This is a genomic window from Mesorhizobium vachelliae, assembly GCF_033977325.1.
GTDB classification, from domain to species: Bacteria; Pseudomonadota; Alphaproteobacteria; order Rhizobiales; family Rhizobiaceae; genus Mesorhizobium; species Mesorhizobium vachelliae.
Genome location: NZ_JAVIIR010000001.1, coordinates 250,457 through 266,858, shown reverse-complemented (window position 1 = coordinate 266,858; position 16,402 = coordinate 250,457). Strand labels below are relative to the sequence as shown.

General features: G+C 63.5%; 16 protein-coding genes. 12 read left to right on the top strand and 4 right to left on the bottom strand.

Features of this window, described 5'->3' with window-relative positions; all coding sequences use genetic code 11:
- Positions 1-15: 15 nt before the first annotated feature.
- From RFM41_RS01325 to RFM41_RS01305, 5 genes are read left to right on the top strand one after another with little or no spacing between them, the layout of a single operon-like run.
- Positions 16-954 carry a FliM/FliN family flagellar motor switch protein gene (locus tag RFM41_RS01325; RefSeq protein WP_320245730.1) on the top strand — a complete coding sequence of 313 codons (939 nt, stop codon included), beginning with the start codon at positions 16-18 and terminating at the stop codon, positions 952-954.
- Positions 955-984: 30 nt separating this feature from the next.
- On the top strand, positions 985-1,377 hold the full coding sequence (fliN, locus tag RFM41_RS01320) for a flagellar motor switch protein FliN (RefSeq protein ID WP_320245729.1): 393 nt from the start codon (positions 985-987) through the stop codon (positions 1,375-1,377).
- A gap of 43 nt (positions 1,378-1,420) precedes the next feature.
- Positions 1,421-2,443: a flagellar motor switch protein FliG gene (locus RFM41_RS01315; RefSeq protein WP_320245728.1), complete on the top strand. Its 1,023-nt coding sequence runs from the start codon at positions 1,421-1,423 to the stop codon at positions 2,441-2,443.
- A 24-nt stretch (positions 2,444-2,467) separates the two neighbouring features.
- Positions 2,468-3,550 carry a flagellar biosynthesis protein FlhB gene (flhB, locus tag RFM41_RS01310; protein ID WP_320245727.1) on the top strand — a complete coding sequence of 361 codons (1,083 nt, stop codon included), beginning with the start codon at positions 2,468-2,470 and terminating at the stop codon, positions 3,548-3,550.
- A gap of 17 nt (positions 3,551-3,567) precedes the next feature.
- Positions 3,568-4,005 carry a BspJ family T4SS effector nucleomodulin gene (locus RFM41_RS01305; RefSeq protein ID WP_320245726.1) on the top strand — a complete coding sequence of 146 codons (438 nt, stop codon included), beginning with the start codon at positions 3,568-3,570 and terminating at the stop codon, positions 4,003-4,005.
- A 162-nt stretch (positions 4,006-4,167) separates the two neighbouring features.
- Here RFM41_RS01305 and RFM41_RS01300 read toward each other — a convergent pair whose 3' ends face one another.
- From RFM41_RS01300 to RFM41_RS01285, 4 genes are all read right to left on the bottom strand, one after another.
- Positions 4,168-4,935 (bottom strand): helix-turn-helix transcriptional regulator, encoded by a 768-nt coding sequence (locus RFM41_RS01300; protein WP_320245725.1) that lies wholly within the window; start codon positions 4,933-4,935, stop codon positions 4,168-4,170.
- The gene (locus RFM41_RS01295; protein WP_320245724.1) at positions 4,932-5,642 is read right to left on the bottom strand and encodes a helix-turn-helix transcriptional regulator; all 711 of its coding nucleotides are present in this window, start codon (positions 5,640-5,642) and stop codon (positions 4,932-4,934) included. The genes RFM41_RS01300 and RFM41_RS01295 overlap by 4 nt, the downstream gene beginning before the upstream one ends.
- Before the next feature lie 435 nt (positions 5,643-6,077).
- Positions 6,078-7,109 (bottom strand): histone deacetylase family protein, encoded by a 1,032-nt coding sequence (locus RFM41_RS01290; protein WP_320245723.1) that lies wholly within the window; start codon positions 7,107-7,109, stop codon positions 6,078-6,080.
- Between the two features lie 42 nt (positions 7,110-7,151).
- Positions 7,152-7,868 (bottom strand): TetR/AcrR family transcriptional regulator, encoded by a 717-nt coding sequence (locus RFM41_RS01285; protein WP_320245722.1) that lies wholly within the window; start codon positions 7,866-7,868, stop codon positions 7,152-7,154.
- A gap of 201 nt (positions 7,869-8,069) precedes the next feature.
- Between RFM41_RS01285 and RFM41_RS01280 the strand changes: the two genes are divergently transcribed.
- From RFM41_RS01280 to RFM41_RS01250, 7 genes are all read left to right on the top strand, one after another.
- Entirely contained in the window at positions 8,070-9,737 is a 1,668-nt protein-coding gene (locus tag RFM41_RS01280) for an amidohydrolase (protein ID WP_320245721.1), read from the top strand.
- A 139-nt stretch (positions 9,738-9,876) separates the two neighbouring features.
- A complete protein-coding gene (locus RFM41_RS01275; RefSeq protein ID WP_320245720.1) occupies positions 9,877-10,977 on the top strand; it encodes an ABC transporter ATP-binding protein in 1,101 nt (366 codons plus the stop codon).
- Entirely contained in the window at positions 10,977-11,924 is a 948-nt protein-coding gene (locus RFM41_RS01270; protein WP_320245719.1) for an ABC transporter permease, read from the top strand. Before RFM41_RS01275 ends, RFM41_RS01270 begins: the two co-directional genes overlap by 1 nt.
- Positions 11,917-12,729, top strand: coding sequence for an ABC transporter permease (locus RFM41_RS01265; RefSeq protein WP_320245718.1), 813 nt, complete (start codon positions 11,917-11,919; stop codon positions 12,727-12,729). The genes RFM41_RS01270 and RFM41_RS01265 overlap by 8 nt, the downstream gene beginning before the upstream one ends.
- A 45-nt stretch (positions 12,730-12,774) precedes the next feature.
- Entirely contained in the window at positions 12,775-13,803 is a 1,029-nt protein-coding gene (locus RFM41_RS01260; protein ID WP_320245717.1) for an extracellular solute-binding protein, read from the top strand.
- 122 nt (positions 13,804-13,925) lie between these two features.
- A complete protein-coding gene (locus RFM41_RS01255) occupies positions 13,926-15,122 on the top strand; it encodes a serine hydrolase domain-containing protein (protein WP_320245716.1) in 1,197 nt (398 codons plus the stop codon).
- Positions 15,123-15,149: 27 nt separating this feature from the next.
- Positions 15,150-16,328, top strand: a complete 1,179-nt coding sequence (locus tag RFM41_RS01250; RefSeq protein WP_320245715.1) for a serine hydrolase domain-containing protein — start codon at positions 15,150-15,152, stop codon at positions 16,326-16,328.
- The last annotated feature ends 74 nt before the right edge of the window (positions 16,329-16,402 follow it).

The following is a 16,402-nucleotide window of genomic DNA, read 5'->3' as shown; positions in this document are numbered from 1 at the left end:
GGGCCGCCTGCCGTCATGACCAGTCCGGCCAGTCCGTCAGAATCACGGGCCTTGATCCTCGAGCGGCTCGTCGGCGACAGCGGCGAGGCGGCGCAGGTGATCGGCGTCGGCCGCGGCATGGCCGAGCGGGCGCTGCCGTTGCTGCAGAAAGCGCTTGCCGCAGAGCTCGGCGCGCCGGTGACGGTCGACCTGCAAGTGGTGGAGGTTGGCCGCGTTCCCGAGGCGCGTTCACGCGCCGGCGATGCCTTTGCGCTGACCGTCGTGTCCTCGCCGACCTCGGCCGACGCCATGACGCTGGTGATGGATGCGCATGCGGTCGCCGTCATGGTTAGCGCCCTGTTCGGCGGCGATCCCGACCAGCCGGTGGCGCCGATCGAGCGCGACCTGTCGCAGATCGAGGCCGATGTGGCGACCACCGTGTTCCAGGAGATCGCGACGGCTCTCAACGGATCCGGCAAACGTTCGCTCGACCTGCGCCTGCCGGTGCCGAAAGCAATGTCCGGCAACGAGGCGAGGCGGCGCGTGTTGCGTGACGGCGCCGCCGTGCGCATCGTCTACGGCCTGTCGACGTCGTCCGACAGCGGCACGCTCACGGTGATGATCCCGCAGCGCCTGCTGCTTTCCTCGCGAAGCGGCGAGGCCATCACAGGCGAGAATGGCGAGACCACGGAATTCGACTGGCGGGCCCGCTTCTCCGAGGAGGTTATGCGCTCGACCGTCCGGCTCGAAGCGACGATGCCGCTCGCCCGGCTGACGCTCGGCGACCTCGCGGCGTTCGAGCCCGGCCAGGTGATCGAATTGGAGGAAAATGCCCAGCTCAACGCTAGGCTCAGCGCCCGCGACAAGACACTGTTTGTCTGCGAGTTCGGCAAGCTGGGGCAGAACTACACCGTCCGTATCAGCCATCCGCATGATGCCGGGCAGGATTTCATCGACGGACTGATGCCGGGCTGACGCCAGGCCCGGGATTCATGGAGACGAAGCATGGCAGCGACAAATGTGGAAGCCGAGGCCGAAACGGAAACCGGCCAACCTAACGAGCAACTGGATCGCGCTATCGAAGAACTGCGCGGCGTGCTCCGTGAAGAGGAGGGCCGTCCGGATGCCGCGCTTCGGTCTGGGGCCAATTCCTCCATCATCATGACCATTCCGGTCGACGTGCAGATCATCCTCGGCAGCACGGAGATGCCGGTGTCGGAGCTGATGGCGCTGCAGAAGGGTTCCACCGTCGCGCTCAATCGCCGTATCGGCGAGCCGGTCGACGTCGTGGTCAACGGCCGCAAGATCGCACGCGGCGAGATCACGGTGCTGGAAAGCGACCCGACGCGCTTCGGCATCCGGCTCACCGAAATCATCGCAGCGACGAAGAGCGCCTGAGAATGGCCGGCGGGCGGACCAATCGGCAGCGAGGGCAACACGCATGACGACGGCATTGGCGCTGACACGCCCGCAAAAGGCGGCAGCCATACTGGTGGCCATGGGCAAGCCCGCGGCCAGCCGCCTGCTCAAATTCTTCAAGCAGGACGAGTTGAAGGCGCTGATCGAGGGCGCACGTCTCCTGCGCACCATTCCGCAGGCCGATCTGGAGCGTATCGTCGCCGAGTTCGAAGCCGAATTCACCGAGGGCGCCGGCCTGCTCGATTCAGCCGACCGGATGGATACGATCCTGAACGAATCGCTGTCGCCCGAGGAGATGAGCGCCATCATGGGCGAGAAGAAGTTCGAGCCGGTCCTGGAGGGGCCCCCGCCGATATGGCCGGACCTCGAGAAGCTTGAGCCGTCGCGGCTCGGCTCCTTCCTTGCCGGCGAGCACCCGCAGACGTCGGCCATGGTGCTGTCGAAGCTTGCGTCGCAGACAGCCGCCAACGTGCTGCTGACGATGGAAAAGCCGATGCGCAGCCAGATCATCAAGCGCATGGTGACGATGGCCAACATCCCAGACGCGGCATCCAGGATCGTCGAGAACCAGCTGCGCGTGAGCGTGCTGTCGCAGAAGGCCAGCCGGGACACCACGGCCGGCCAGGAGCGCGTCGCCAGCGTGCTCAACGAGATGGAGAAGCCCGAGCTGGACGAACTGATGCAGGACCTGGAGGAAGTCGGCACGCCTGATCTCGCCGGCGTCAGGTCGCGGCTGTTCGCCTTCGATGATCTGCCGTTGCTGCCGCAGAAAGCCCGGGTCCTTTTGTTCGATGGGCTGTCGACCGAGCTCGTCACGCTGGCGCTGCGCGGCGCCTCGCCGGAACTCGCCGAATCGGCGCTGTCGGCGATCGGCGCGCGCTCTCGCCGCATGATCGAATCCGAGCTCGGACAAGGCTCGGAAGGCATTGCGCTCGCCGACATCATGGCGGCGCGCAAGAGCGTATCGGTCGCAGCCATCCGGCTGTCGCGCGAAGGAGCTTTCGAGCTGCCTTCGATGCAGACCGCCACCGCCGAAGCCGCCTGACGATAACCACCCGGTCGGAGCGCCATGTCTGAAGCGGTCGACAAGGATTCCAAAACCGAGGAAGCCACCGAAAAGAAGATCCGCGACACGATCGAGCAGGGCAAGCTGCCCCATTCGCGCGAGACCGCGATCTTTGCCTCCTTTCTCGCCATTCTGGTTTTCGCCGTCTTTTACGCCAAGGACGCGATCGTCGATCTCGGCATGTTCCTGTCGACGTTCCTGGAGAAGCCGGAAGCCTGGCCGATGGACACCGAGACCGACGTCATCTCGCTCTACAAGCAGGTGATGACCGAGATCGGCCGAGCCGTCGTCAGCCTGCTGGTGCTGCTGACGGTTGCCGGCATCGGCGCCTCGGTCTTCCAGAACATGCCGCAAATCGTCGGCGAACGGATCAGGCCGCAGCTGTCGCGCATCTCGATCGCCAAGGGCTGGAGCCGGATGTTCGGCGTCCAGGGCTGGGTCGAGTTCCTGAAGTCGTTGGCCAAGCTCGGCTTCGCCATCGCGGTGCTGAGCTTCACGCTCTCGCAAGACCATCGCAAGCTGCTCGCCGGCATGATCACCAACCCGGTCTCGTTCGGCCTCGTCATACGCGGCATCTTCGTCGACATCCTCGTGGCGATCGTCTTCGTCATGGGGCTGATCGCGGTGGCCGACATCGTCTGGTCGCGCTTCCATTGGCGGCGCGACCTGCGGATGACCAAGCAGGAAGTCAAAGACGAGTTGAAGCAGTCGGAAGGCGATCCGATCGTCAAGTCGCGGCTGCGCTCGCTGGCGCGCGACCGGGCGCGCAAACGCATGATGACGGCCGTGCCGCGCGCGACGCTGGTGATCGCCAACCCGACGCACTATTCGATCGCGCTGAAATATGTGCGCGAGGAGGATTCCGCGCCGATCGTGCTGGCCAAGGGACAGGACCTTGTGGCGCTCAAGATCCGCGAGATCGCCCGGGAGAACAACATCCCGATCTTCGAGGACGTGGCGCTTGCGCGCTCCATGTACAAGCAAGTTTCGGTTGATAGCGTGATCCCGTCGCAATTCTACCAGGCGGTCGCCGAGTTGGTGCGGATCGTCTACTCGAAGAAGGCCGCGCGCAAAGCAACCCAATGAACGGACGCCGCTAATCCATGGACCGGCAACCACACGCCAACTCCCGCGAGCTGATCGTCGCCAGCGCCATCGAGCCCGTGGTGGGCGAATTGAGGCTCATCGACGTTGCAGATTATATCGCCTTCATCCGGCTCGAGCATCTCGCCTGCCTGTCAGACCTGGTGGATTCGGCGGTCGAGCTTTACTTCCGGCCGGGAACGCTGCGGCTCGGCCATGGCGCGGAGGCGCATGTCGACTGGAGCGGCAACCCGCGCATCGTGCTCGACCTGGAGCTGCGGCCGCGCGGCGTGACGGTCTATTTCCAGCTGACGCTGACCGAGCACGAGGCATCCGTGGTGGTCAACTACGTGTCGTTCGAGAAGCCCGGCGAGACGCCGGAGCACAACACGGCCTTGCTCGAGGACGCGATCGAAGAGGCTCGCATCCGAAGGACCGAGCCGCTGGTATTCCCCTAAAGCGCGTCGCGATCTTTCAGATTCGCTCCATGCGCTTTAGGTTTTTGATTTTGCGCATGCCTTTGCCCCGAAACCGGTTCCCACTTTCGGGAGACATGCTCCAATGATTTGATTGTGCCGAGCCGACCTCGCCGCGGCACGTTCAGCGCCGCGGGTGTGACGTCACTCGATCAGGCCGAGCCGCAAGGCCTTGGCGACGGCTTGGTTGCGGTTGACCGCGTTGAGCTTCTGCGTCGATTGGGTGAGATACTGGTTGGCGGTGTGCACCGAGAGCTTGAGGAGCTTGGCGATCTCCTCGCTGGTATTGCCGTTGGCGGTCAGCTTCAGGCATTCGAGCTCGCGCTTGGAGATCGAGCGCGTCCGGCCGGTGTCGCCGGGGCGGATGCGGGCGACGGCCGCGAAAAGCGCGAAGGAGCGGGCGTGGATCTCGCATAGCGTGTCGTCGGACAGCGCGATCTCCGAGCCCAGGAAGACGACCAGCCCGCATTGACCGCCATCGGCATGCACCGGCAAGGCGATGCCGTTGGTGCCGGGCGCCAGCGGCGCGGTCGGCTCGGCCCAGGCGAGCGACCGGAAGCCCTGCCGCGATCCGGCGGCGCCGTCATCGGCCCACCAGCGCGGCATCGTCGAGAGGCGGCTGTGGCGCACCATATCCTCGCCATTGGCGCCGGAGATGAATTTGGTCGTGATCGCGGTACCCGGGTAGTCGGAATCGAAACACGCCACGAGACGCGCGCGCTCCGGCGAGGGGCTGACGAAATAGAGGCCGAAGGCCGAGGCATTGATATCGACGGCGATCCAGCGGCAGCGGCGCACGGCATCCGGAATGGTGGCGGTCTGATGCGTCTCCGAGCCGAGCGAGAAGGCGCCGAACGGGTTGCGCTGATCGTTGAAAAGGGCGGCTGCCTCTCTGACCTGTGCGTGCTTCAAATGATGCCGCTCCTGATTGCCGTCGCGATCGCCATCGCGCGGTTGCTGGCCGCGAACTTCTGTATGGCGTGCGTGATGTAGCTGTTGACGGTGTTCGACGAGACACCGAGGATGACGGCCACCTCGTCGGTGGTCTTGCCTTCCGAGACCCAGAACAGGCATTCGCGCTCGCGGTCCGACAGCGGATCCTGCATGGATGCCGCCGCGATCAGCTGCGGAATGCCGGAAAGCGCATAGCAGCACTTGATCTGCGCCTTCATCAGCGCGGCCAGGTCGATCTTGTCGGCCTCGGCGGCCGAGAACAGCACGAACAGGCGCTGCCGGCCGACATTGAGCCGCAGCGAATAGATTTCGGCGTGGCCGAGCACGTCGAGCAGGCGGGCTTCCTCGCCGGTCAGCAATGCACCGGCGTCGGGCGCGTGCGCCGCCACCAACGGCTTCGGGCGTACGCCCGGCGCCACGGTCAAGGGGCCTAGCGCCAGGTTGGCAATCAGCCTTTTGCCTATCAGCTCTATGGCGTCGAAAATCCAGTTCGAGGAGACGATGCGCGCATCGTTGCGGTCCTGGTCATGCACGATGGCGACCAGCATATAGCTGTCGGCGCCGATATCGGCGGCAAGCTGCATGAAGAAACTGGTGAGATCGCCGCGGGACGTCAGGCGCGAGCCTGAAGCATCGGGTTGGAGAAGCGCGGCGGAACTGCTCATTTTAATTCTTGGATTCTTGCCGGAATCGATCCTTGTGCCCGGTGCTGGCGAAACCAACGGCCGGACCCGAAACGCGTCACGTTCACGAAGACACACTCACGGGCGCGAACGGCGCCCAACCGCGCCGAATCCCTCTAGGGAACGCGAAACCGTCCGCGTCTGGTACCGGCCTGGCGCCGGAACTTGAGACTTTGGGTGGTAGCCGCGCCCCCCGTGGACCGGCTGATTCGGGTCTAATCTACCCGCAGATGAATCCGACATCAAACGCGATTTGACAAAATCGAATCCGATGGACTCGCTTTGCGACTCAGCAGCCGGTCTTCGCGTTACTTGGCGGTGACTTCAGAGCTGAATTGAGCCGATGATTTCGCGGCGAGGTCGTAAAATACGCCCCCGGTTGCATCCGGGAGCGTATGGCCTTGAACAGAAGATGGCTTAGCGATCCTCGAAGCCCGTCAGCACGCCGACGGCGTTGATGCCGATCTCTTCCACGGCGTAGCCGCCTTCCATGACGAACAGCGTCGGCAGGCCAAGCCTGGCGATACGGCGGCCGATCTTGGGATAGTCGACGCTCTTCAGCTTGAACTGGCTGATCGGATCTTTCTCGAAGGTGTCGACGCCGAGCGAGACGATGACGACATCGGGGGCGTAGGCCGCAAGCTTGGCGCAGGCGTCCTCAAGCGACGCGCCCCAGCCGTCCCAATTGGTGCCGAAGGGCATCGGGTAATTGATGTTGAAGCCTTCGCCGTCGCCTTCGCCGCGCTCGTCGGCATGGCCGAGGAAGAACGGATACTCGACCATCGGATCGCCATGCAGGTTGAGGACCTGGATGTCGCCGCGGCGATAGAAGATCTCCTGCGTGCCGTTGCCGTGATGGTAGTCGACATCGAGGATCGACACGCGTTTGGCGCCCTGGTCGCGGAACCATTGCGCGACGACGGCGGCATTGTTGATGAAGCAATAGCCGCCCATGAAGGCAGCACCCGCATGGTGGCCGGGCGGGCGGCAGAGCGCGAAGGCGGTGCGCTCGCCGCCCTTGACAAGTGCAGCCGCCGTCAGCGCGACGTCATAGGAGGATTTGATCGCCGCCCAGGTGCCTTCGACGAAGGTGGCGCCGGCATCGAAGGAATAGTAGCCGAGCAAAGCATCGATGCGCTTCGGCGGCACGTCGCCGCGCAGGCCGCGCGTCGGCCAGGTGAAGCCCATGGCCGATCCTGTGAAACCGGCGGCGACCCATTCCGGCCACACCGTCGGCAGGAAGTCGATGTAGTGGGCCTCATGCACGCGTTTGGCGGCGGCGAGGTCGTGCTCGACCGGTCCGATGATCGGCCCGAGCTTCTCGCTCTCCACCCGTGCCCTGATGAATTCGGCTCGCGACGGCTTCTCGAAACCCGGCACGATCGCCGATGTGACCAGTTCCATCTGGCCTGAGTGGCCGGCGTGAAGTGGCGAATAGACAGTTTTCATGGAAATTCCCCTGCAAGTGCGAAATCAGTTGGAGGTGCGAAATCATTCGAGATTGAGATGAGGGGTTACCAGAGCGAGCCACATGGCTTCCACATCGTCCTCGATGAGGTCGAATGTCCTGCGGTCCCTCTTCAGCCCGACAAGCCGGCAGACATGGCCGACTTCCATCATCAAAACGCCGAGCCGGCTGGCGATCTTGTCTTCGAGAGCTGGATTCACATGCTGCAGCCACGCGGCGTAGAGGGCGATGATCTCCTTGTCATATTGGTCCTGGATCGGCCTCAGGTCGGCATTGCCGGATATGGCCTCGATCACCGGCATCAACGTGGCGTTGTCGAGATAGAGCCTGGACGTGTCGATGAAGAGCTTGCGCACTTCGCGCCGGAACTCGTCACGGTTGGTTGGCCGGGGGGCGTCGATACGCTTCTGGACCACCTCAGGAAAAGACGACAGCCAGCGCCGGGCCAGGTCCAGAAGAATGGCTTCCTTGTTGGGAAAGTACTGATAGATCGAGCCGACCGACAGGCCCGCGCGCTGCGCGATGGCGAGCGTCGTCGGCGCTCTGGTTCCTTGCTCGCGCGTCAGGATCAGCGCCGCATCGAGAATCCTGTCGACCACCTTGCTTGACCGTTGCTGCCGCGGCTGCTTGCGCGGTTCGAGCGCTATCTTGGTCTTGCGGTCGAGACTGCGCTTCACTGCTCGTTGCCCCCGTTCCCCGCCCGGCCTCACCATCGGCGCGCGGTGCAGTTCACTGAACATTCCAAATTCCAGCTCAAATTCCGGCTGTTGACAAACGCGAATAAACAGTCGCATTCTTTATCCACGCTGTCTTCCACGATAACAAGGGGAATTTCGAAGACGGCGCATCGGCATCGACTTTTGTCCCATAGCGTCGCCCCGGTGGAGCGGCTGCTCGTTGGACTTGGCGCTGTCGATCCCTCAGCAAAATGTGGAGTCGCGATGTCAGTTGCGGGTGGTGGTGCGGATCTGGTGGTCGTCAACGGCCGTGTGCTGACCATGGACGACGACAATCCCGCCGCAGAAGCTGTTGCCGTCAAGGACGGCGTCATCATCGCCATCGGCAACCGCGCTTCGATCGAAGGCCTCAAAGGACCGGCGACAAAAATTGTCGACGCCCAGGGCGGCTCCATCCTGCCGGGCTTCATCGAAGCGCATATGCATCTGTTCGGCGGCGCGGCCGAGCTCGACAACCTGCATCTTTCGGGCGTGCATGGCTTCGACGCGCTGCGCGACGCGATCCAGGGCTTCGCGGCGATGCGCCCGGACGCCAGGCTTCTGATCGGCACCGGCGTCGACTACGCCATCCTGCCGGAGCCGGTGACGCGCCACGATCTCGACCGCATCATTCCCGAGCGGCCCTTCGTCATGTCCGCGTCCGACCACCACACGATGTGGGCGAACACCAAGGCGCTGGAAGAGGCCGGGCTGCTCAATGGCAGGCAGGTCGGACAGGGCAATGAGGTCGTCATGGGCGCCGACGGACTTGCCGCCGGCGAGCTGCGCGAAGGCGAGGCCTTCGGACCGGTCCTCGACCATTACGGGGCGAACCGGACGCGGCTCGGCCTTGAGGGCGCCGAGCCGGATCCCTATCCTTCGGCGAAGGAGTTGGCGCACGATCGCGACCTGATGCATCGCGGCCTTGAATGGTGCGCCAGGCACGGCATCACCTCGATCCAGAACATGGACGGCAACCTCTACCAGCTCGAGCTGCTGGCCGGGCTGGAACAAGAGGGGCGGCTCATCTGCCGCACCAAGATCCCGTTCCACTTCAAGAATTTCATGAAGCTGGACATGCTGGAAAAAGCCTCGCGGATGGCCGCGACCTACAATTCCGAATGGCTGTCGTCCGGCATGGTCAAGGTCTTCTATGACGGCGTGCTGGATTCCTGGACGGCGGTGATGGTCGATGACTATGCCGACCGGCCCGGATGGCGCGGCGAGCCGCTGTTTTCGCCGGAGCATTTCGCGGAGGTGGCGGTCGAGGCCGACAGGCGCGGCCTGCAGATCGCCGTGCATTCGATCGGCGACGGCGCCGTGCGGGCGGTGCTGGACGGCTACCAGGCGGCGCTGAAGAAGAACGGCCGACGCGACAGCCGGCACCGCATCGAGCATATCGAGGTGACCACGGCCTCCGACGTGCCGCGCTTCGCCGAACTCGGCGTGCTGGCGTCGATGCAGCCGGCGCATCCGCCGGGCGCGCTGAACTTCCCGATGGAGCCGACGATCTCGCGCATCGGCCGCGACAAGTGGCCGTTGAGCTACGCCTGGCGCACGCTGAAGAACGCCGGCGCTCGCGTGGTGTTCGCGTCGGACTGGCCGGTTTCGCCGATCGATCCGATCCTGTCCATCCAGGCGGCAGTGATGCGCAAACCTTGGGCGGAAGGCATGCCGGACCAGAGCTTCTCGTTGCGGGAGGCAATAGAGGGCTACACGGTCGAAGGCGCGTATGCGGAGTTCATGGAACATCGCAAGGGCCGCCTCAAAACCGGATATCTCGCCGATATCGTCGTTTTGTCGGCCGATATCGAGGCGACCGTACCGGAAGCCTTGCACACCGTATGTCCGGTGACCACCATCTGCGGGGGGAAGATCACCTACCAAGCCTAACGATGGCATAGGAATTGCTTAATTGAATAGGGACTCGGATCGAGTCACTGCTGCGCAGTTGCCAAGCCGACCGGCTTATGGTGACAATCAAACAGGAACACACCTGCCGACAAGAGCAGGCTCTCTCAATGGGGTTATCGTGCCGGAGCAACCGGGTAAGAACGCGATCGAAGTACGCGGTGTTCGCAAGGTCTTTGGGACCGGCGAAAACCAGGTAGCCGCTCTCGACACTGTATCGGTGTCCATCCGCGAGAACGAATTTTTCACGCTGCTCGGCCCGTCCGGATGTGGAAAGACGACGCTGCTGAGATTGATTGCCGGCTTCGATTTCCCAACCGCCGGCGAGATTCTGCTGCACGGCCATGACATCGCGCCGCTGCCACCCTACAAACGCCCGGTCAACACCGTCTTCCAGAGCTATGCGCTCTTCCCGCACATGACGGTGGCGCAGAATATCGGCTTCGGGCTGGAGATGCTCGGCAAGCCGAAAGCGGAGATCGAGGCGCGCGTCGCGCAGATGCTGAAGCTGGTCAAGATGGAAGCGCTCAAGGCGCGCCGCACCAGCCAGATTTCGGGCGGCCAGCAGCAGCGCGTGGCGCTGGCCCGGGCGCTGGCGCCGCAGCCGAAGGTGCTTTTGCTCGACGAGCCGTTGTCAGCGCTGGACTATAAGCTGCGCAAGGAAATGCAGATCGAGCTGAAGCGGCTCCAGAACGAAACCGGCATCACCTTCATCTTCGTCACCCACGACCAGGAGGAAGCGCTGACCATGTCCGACCGCATCGCGGTGATGTCGGCCGGCAAGATCCTGCAGGTCGGCACGCCGCGCGACATTTACGACCGGCCGGCCGAACGCTTCGTCGCCGACTTCATCGGCGAGACCAACTTCCTGCCGGGCACGGTGGTGTCGAAGCAGGCCGGGGTGGCGATGGTCAAGTTCGCCAGCAACGCGACGATCAGCGCCGGCTATCCGGAAGGCTTCAATCCGACCGGCGAGGTGACGCTGGTGGTGCGTCCCGAGCATGCCGATCTGGTTCCCGATCCGGCCAAGGGCACGATCGCCGGGACACTCTCGAACATCGTCTATTTCGGCACCGACACGCACTATCACGTCAAGCTTGACGGCGGCGGCGAGAATTTCATCGTGCGCCAACAGAACAGTTCGAGCGCGGTGACCTACGAGACCGGCGCCAAGGTCGGCATCCAGTTCGAGGAGGACGCCGCCCGCGTCCTGAAAGACTGATGACGACAGCTGCTCTCTCCTCAGCGCCGCTCTCCAAGGCCGCCTTGTTCGAAGCCCAGGCGGTGAAAACCAGTGCGCGGCGCAACCGGCTGCTGTCGTTGCCGGCGCTGATCATCATCGGCATCTTCGGCGTGCTGCCGCTGATCATCATATGCGTCTATTCGTTCCTCGTCGCCGCGCCCTATGGCGGCGTGCAGTGGCAGTTCTCGACCGACGCCTATTTCAATTTCCTTTTCCAGCGCGACATTTTCGACGACACGCTGCAGTTCACGCCGGACTTCCTGATCATCTACCTGCGCTCGTTCCTGTTCGCGGTGGTGACGACGATCATCTGCCTGCTGCTCGGTTTCCCGACCGCCTATTTCATGGCGACGCGCCCGCCGGCGCAGCGCAACTGGTGGGTGCTCCTGATCACCATCCCGTTCTGGTCGAACCTTCTGGTCCGCACGCTGGCGATCATGTTCATCATCCGCGACGAGGGACTGATCAACGACGCGCTGCTGGCGCTCGGCGTGATCGATAAGCCGATCACGATGCTCTACACCAATTTCGCCATCCAGCTCGGCCTGCTCTACGCCTTCCTGCCGTTCATGGTGCTGCCGCTCTATTCGAGCCTGGAGAAACTGGACTTCCGACTGGTCGAAGCCGCGTATGACCTTTACGCGACGCGCCAGCAGGTGCTGTGGCGGGTGATCATACCGCTGTCCAAGCCCGGCATCATCGCCGGCTGCCTGCTCGTCTTCATCCCGGCGCTCGGCGCCTATGTGACGCCGCTGATCCTGGGCGGCGGCGTGCACCTGATGATCGGCGATCTCATCGCGCAGCAATTCGGTTCGGGCCGCAACTGGCCGCTCGGCTGCGCGCAGGCGCTGATCCTGATGGCGGCGGTGCTGGTGGCGCTGTTCTTCTATGTCCGCAACACGTCGGGGAAGGTGCAGCATGGCTGAGCCCCGCGTCATGGACATCAAGGACCAGCCGGGTTTCCGCTCGATCGCCGTGATCTGCCTGCTGGTGCTCTATGTGCCGGTGCTGATCCTGATGATCTTCTCGTTCAACAGCGGATCGCTGGTCACGCATTGGGAAGGCGTCACGCTCAACTGGTACGGCAGCGCGCTGCTCAACGAGGAGTTCCACAGCGCGGCGAAGAACACGCTGATCATCTCGGTGACCGCGACGATCGTCTCGACGATCTGCGCGACGCTTGCCGCGATCGGCATGACCCGCGTGAAGCCGTGGCGCGGGCTTGCCGCGGCCTTCATGGTCATCAACCTGCCGCTGATGGTGCCGGAGATCATCACGGCGGTGGCGACGCTGTCCTTCTTCGCGCTGATCGCCGGCGTGTTCGGACTGAACTTCGGCATCGGCAATCTGATCCTCGCCCACACCGTATTCTGCATCCCCTTCGCCTATATGCCGATCAGGGCGCGACTCGAGGACATGGATCTGACGCTGGAATCCGCGGCGGCGGACCTCTACGCGACGCCGTGGAATGCCTTCAAGCGCATCACGTTGCCGCTCTTGGTTCCCGGCATCATGTCGGGCGCGGCGCTCGCCTTCATCGTCTCCTTCGACGATTTCACCATCACGCAGCTTGTCGCCGGCCCCGGCCAGACGACGCTGCCCCTCTATATCTGGAACCAGATACGGCGGCCGATGACGCCGGAGATCAACGCCATCTCGACCATCCTGCTCCTGGTGTCGATCCTGTTCGTCTCGGTCTCGTTCCTGATCGCGCGGCGACGCGCAAAATGATCCACGAGCTCCAACACAACAATGGGAAGGCAAGGAGAACATAAAATGTCTGGAAAATTGATGGCGGCTGTTTCCGCGGCCGTTCTGTTATGGGCAGTGCCGGCGCTCGCCGACGGCGAGCTGCATATCTACAATTGGGGCGATTACACCAACCCCAAGCTGATCGATAAGTTCGAGAAGCAGTACAACATCAAGGTGACGCTGGACGACTACGATTCCAACGAAACGATGCTGTCCAAGGTGCGCGCCGGCAATTCCGGCTATGACATCGTCGTGCCGTCCGACTACACCGTGAAGATCATGGTCGAAGAGGGCCTGCTCGAAAAGACCGAGCCCAACGCGATGCCGAACGGCAAGAACATCGATCCGCGCTTCCTCAACGTCTATTGGGACGACGGCCGCCACTACACCGCGCCCTGGCAGTTCGGCACGACGACGTTCGCGGTCAATATGGACAAGTTCAAAGGCGACATCGACACGCTGGCGATCCTGTTCGACCCGCCGGATGCGTTGAAGGGCCAGATCAACATGCTCGACGATGTCAACACCGTCATGCATGCGGCCGAGCGTTATGCCGGCGTGCCGCGCTGCGGCGCCGACAAGGCCAATCTGAAGAAGATCAACGACATACTGACGGCCGCCAAGCCGTCGTGGAAGACCTTCAGCTACGACACCATCACCAAGATCACTTCGGGCGACGTGATCGTGACCGAGCAGTGGGACGGCGCGGCCTATCGCTCGCGTCAGAAGATCCCGGCCATCAAATATGCCTATCCGAAGGAAGGCGTCGAAGGCTGGATGGACAATGTCGCGGTGCTGAAGGGCGCAAAGAACCTTGAGAACGCCAAGCTGTTCCAGGACTTCGTGATGGCTCCGGAAAATGCGGCGCTGATCTCCGAGTTCGCGGGCTATGACAACGGCATCGCGGGCAGCCACAAGTTCCTGTCGCCGGAGTTCGCCAACTCGCCCGAGATCACTCCGCCCGCCGGCTCGCCGACGCCGGAATTCGTGCCGCCGTGCCCGCCGGACGTGGTGGAGATCTACAACAAGATCTGGACCAACCTGCGCAAATAAATCAGCGCGACGCATGAAAGGAGGGGAGGCTCCGGCCTCCCTTTCTTATGACTGTTTCTGTGCATATCGCTCTACGAGGGCCGCTCACGTCCTTTTGAGCGACATGCATCGGGGAGGAAATCTTGTCGTCCTATCGTAACTCGGATCCGCGGCCGCCGATCATGCAGGGCTCGCCGCCCAAGATGGTGCCGCCTAGGCTCGATTGGGACCGGCCGCCGTGGAACCGCTGGGCCTTCCAGCACATCCGCGAGTTCCTGCCGACGGTCGAAGTCTGGCGCGGCAACGGCCATCGCCATCGCTTCGAGCGCGCGGAGGTGGATCTCGACGGCCTGCCGGTGGTCGACAGCAACGGGGCGCCGACGACGCTCGCCGGCCTGCTCGACGAAACCTACGCCGACGGCTTCCTGGTGCTGAAGGACGGCAGGATCGCCTATGAGCGCTATTTCAACGGCATGGACGAGCGCACGCTGCATCTGTCGCAGTCGATGGCGAAATCGGTCACCGGATCGGTGTGCGGCATCCTTGTCGGGCGCGGGCTGATCGATCCGAAGAGACTGGTAACCGATTATCTCCCCGAGTTCGGCGAGACCGGCTGGGCCGGCGCCACGGTGCAGCAAGTGCTCGACATGACGACGGGTGTGCGCTTTTCCGAGGAATACACCGATCGCTACTCCGAGATCGGCCAGGTCGATGTCGCCACCGGCTGGAAGCCGATCCCGCCGGGCAGCGATCCGGACTTCGCGTGGCCGTCGCATCTGTTCGAGCTGATCCTGCGGCTGAAGGACAAAACACGCCCGCATGGCGAGGCGTTCGAGTACCGCTCGATCGAGACCGACGTGCTCGCCTTCATCATGGAACGGGTCAGCGGCAAGCGCCTGGCGCAGCTGGTCTCGGAAGAACTCTGGCAAAAGCTCGGCGCCGATGAGAGCGCCTGCTTCACCGTCGACAGCGCAGGCTATGCGCTGGCCGATGGCGGCTTCAACGCTACGCTGCGCGACTATGGCCGCTTCGGGCAACTGATCCTCGACAATGGTGGCGGCGTGATCCCGGCCGACTGGATCGAGGCGACACGCAGCGGCAAGCACGGGCCGAATTTCAGCCCGAGCCTTCCTGACGGCAGCTACCGCAACCAGTTCTGGATCGAGGATTCTCGCTCGCGCTCGCTGATGTGCCGCGGCGTGTTCGGCCAACTGATCCATATGAGCTGGGAACACAGGATGGTCGTGGTGAAGCTCTCGACCTATCCGGATTTCCTCAACTCCGCTTATTCGGTGGCGACGCAGAAGGCAGTGCATGCCATCGCCGCCGCGCTGGCCTGAAACCACGCATAGATCCTGGAGAATATGATGACCGGCAAGACGGCGTTCGAAGCCGAATATGGCTTCGCCCGCAACGACGTGCGGCTCGAAACCTGGCGGCTGGCGCCGTTCAACCGATGGTCCTTCCAGAATGTCGGTGAGCTGGTGCCGAGCGCGCATGTCGCCGCCGCGCCCGGCGGCGAGGAGCCAGCGAAATCGCTCGGTGCTTTGCTCGGGGAAAAGATATCGCTCGCCGGTGGCAATGAGACCGTCGAGGCCTTCCTCAAGCGTTCCGATACGGACGGGCTGACGATCCTGAGGGCCGGCAAGCTGATCGGCGACTGGTCGGCGCCGCATATGCCGTTCGGAGCCCGCCACATCATTTTTTCGATCAGCAAGTCGGTGACGGCGATCCTTGCCGGCATATTGGAAGGCGAGGGGGTGTTCGATCCCAACGCGCCGGTGACGCAATACATTCCCGAAGCCAAGGGCTCGGCCTATGGCGACGCGAGCGTGCGCAACGTGCTCGACATGACGGTGAGCCTCGATTTCGAGGAGGCCTATCTTGATCCGGAAAGCGCCTTCGCCCGCTACCGCCGCTCGACGCTGTGGAATCCCGGCGGTGGAACGGAGAGCCTCGCCGCCTTCCTGATGATCATCCAGCGCCTTGCCGAGCCGCACGGCCAAACCTATCGCTATCGCTCGCCCAACTCCGATGTGCTCGGCATCTTGGTCGAGCGAGCATCGGGCATGCGTGTCACCGATTTGCTCGCCCAAAAGCTGTGGCAGCCGCTGGGGGCCGCAAGCGACATGTCGGTGACGGTCGACATGGAAGGCACGGCGCGCACTGCCGGCGGCATGTCGATGACGCCGCGCGATCTTGCCCGCATCGGCGAGATGATGCGGCAGGGCGGCACGGCGAATGGCCGCCGCATCGTGCCGGAAGCCTGGGTGCGCGACACGGTCGCCAATGGCGGCAGTCATGAAGCCTGGCAGCGCGGCACGATGGCGTTCCTGTTCCCGAAGGGTCGGTACCGCAACAAATGGTACCAGACCGGCCATGACAGCGGCGCCTTCTGCGGCATCGGCATCCACGGCCAGTGGCTCTACGTCAATCCGAAGTCGGAAGTGGTCATCGCCAAGATGTCGTCGCAGCCGGAGCCGGTGGAGGACAAGCTGGATGAGGACCTTGTCGCGTTCTTCGAGGCGTTGGGCGCCATAGTCTGAGCAGGCTTCGCGGCCGGGCTCAGCGTCTTTCCTGTGGACCTTCCTCGCCGGATGAAGCCGGCGCGGTTGGCGCG

Bases quoted from the DNA above. Each gene is read 5' to 3' on its own strand.
- RFM41_RS01325 (WP_320245730.1), top strand. From the start codon at position 16: ATGACCAGTCCGGCCAGTCCGTCAGAATCACGGGCCTTGATCCTCGAG.
- fliN (WP_320245729.1), top strand. From the start codon at position 985: ATGGCAGCGACAAATGTGGAAGCCGAGGCCGAAACGGAAACCGGCCAA.
- RFM41_RS01315 (WP_320245728.1), top strand. From the start codon at position 1,421: ATGACGACGGCATTGGCGCTGACACGCCCGCAAAAGGCGGCAGCCATA.
- flhB (WP_320245727.1), top strand. From the start codon at position 2,468: ATGTCTGAAGCGGTCGACAAGGATTCCAAAACCGAGGAAGCCACCGAA.
- RFM41_RS01305 (WP_320245726.1), top strand. From the start codon at position 3,568: ATGGACCGGCAACCACACGCCAACTCCCGCGAGCTGATCGTCGCCAGC.
- RFM41_RS01295 (WP_320245724.1), bottom strand. From the start codon at position 5,642: ATGAGCAGTTCCGCCGCGCTTCTCCAACCCGATGCTTCAGGCTCGCGC.
- RFM41_RS01290 (WP_320245723.1), bottom strand. From the start codon at position 7,109: ATGAAAACTGTCTATTCGCCACTTCACGCCGGCCACTCAGGCCAGATG.
- RFM41_RS01285 (WP_320245722.1), bottom strand. From the start codon at position 7,868: ATGTTCAGTGAACTGCACCGCGCGCCGATGGTGAGGCCGGGCGGGGAA.
- RFM41_RS01280 (WP_320245721.1), top strand. From the start codon at position 8,070: ATGTCAGTTGCGGGTGGTGGTGCGGATCTGGTGGTCGTCAACGGCCGT.
- RFM41_RS01270 (WP_320245719.1), top strand. From the start codon at position 10,977: ATGACGACAGCTGCTCTCTCCTCAGCGCCGCTCTCCAAGGCCGCCTTG.
- RFM41_RS01265 (WP_320245718.1), top strand. From the start codon at position 11,917: ATGGCTGAGCCCCGCGTCATGGACATCAAGGACCAGCCGGGTTTCCGC.
- RFM41_RS01260 (WP_320245717.1), top strand. From the start codon at position 12,775: ATGTCTGGAAAATTGATGGCGGCTGTTTCCGCGGCCGTTCTGTTATGG.
- RFM41_RS01250 (WP_320245715.1), top strand. From the start codon at position 15,150: ATGACCGGCAAGACGGCGTTCGAAGCCGAATATGGCTTCGCCCGCAAC.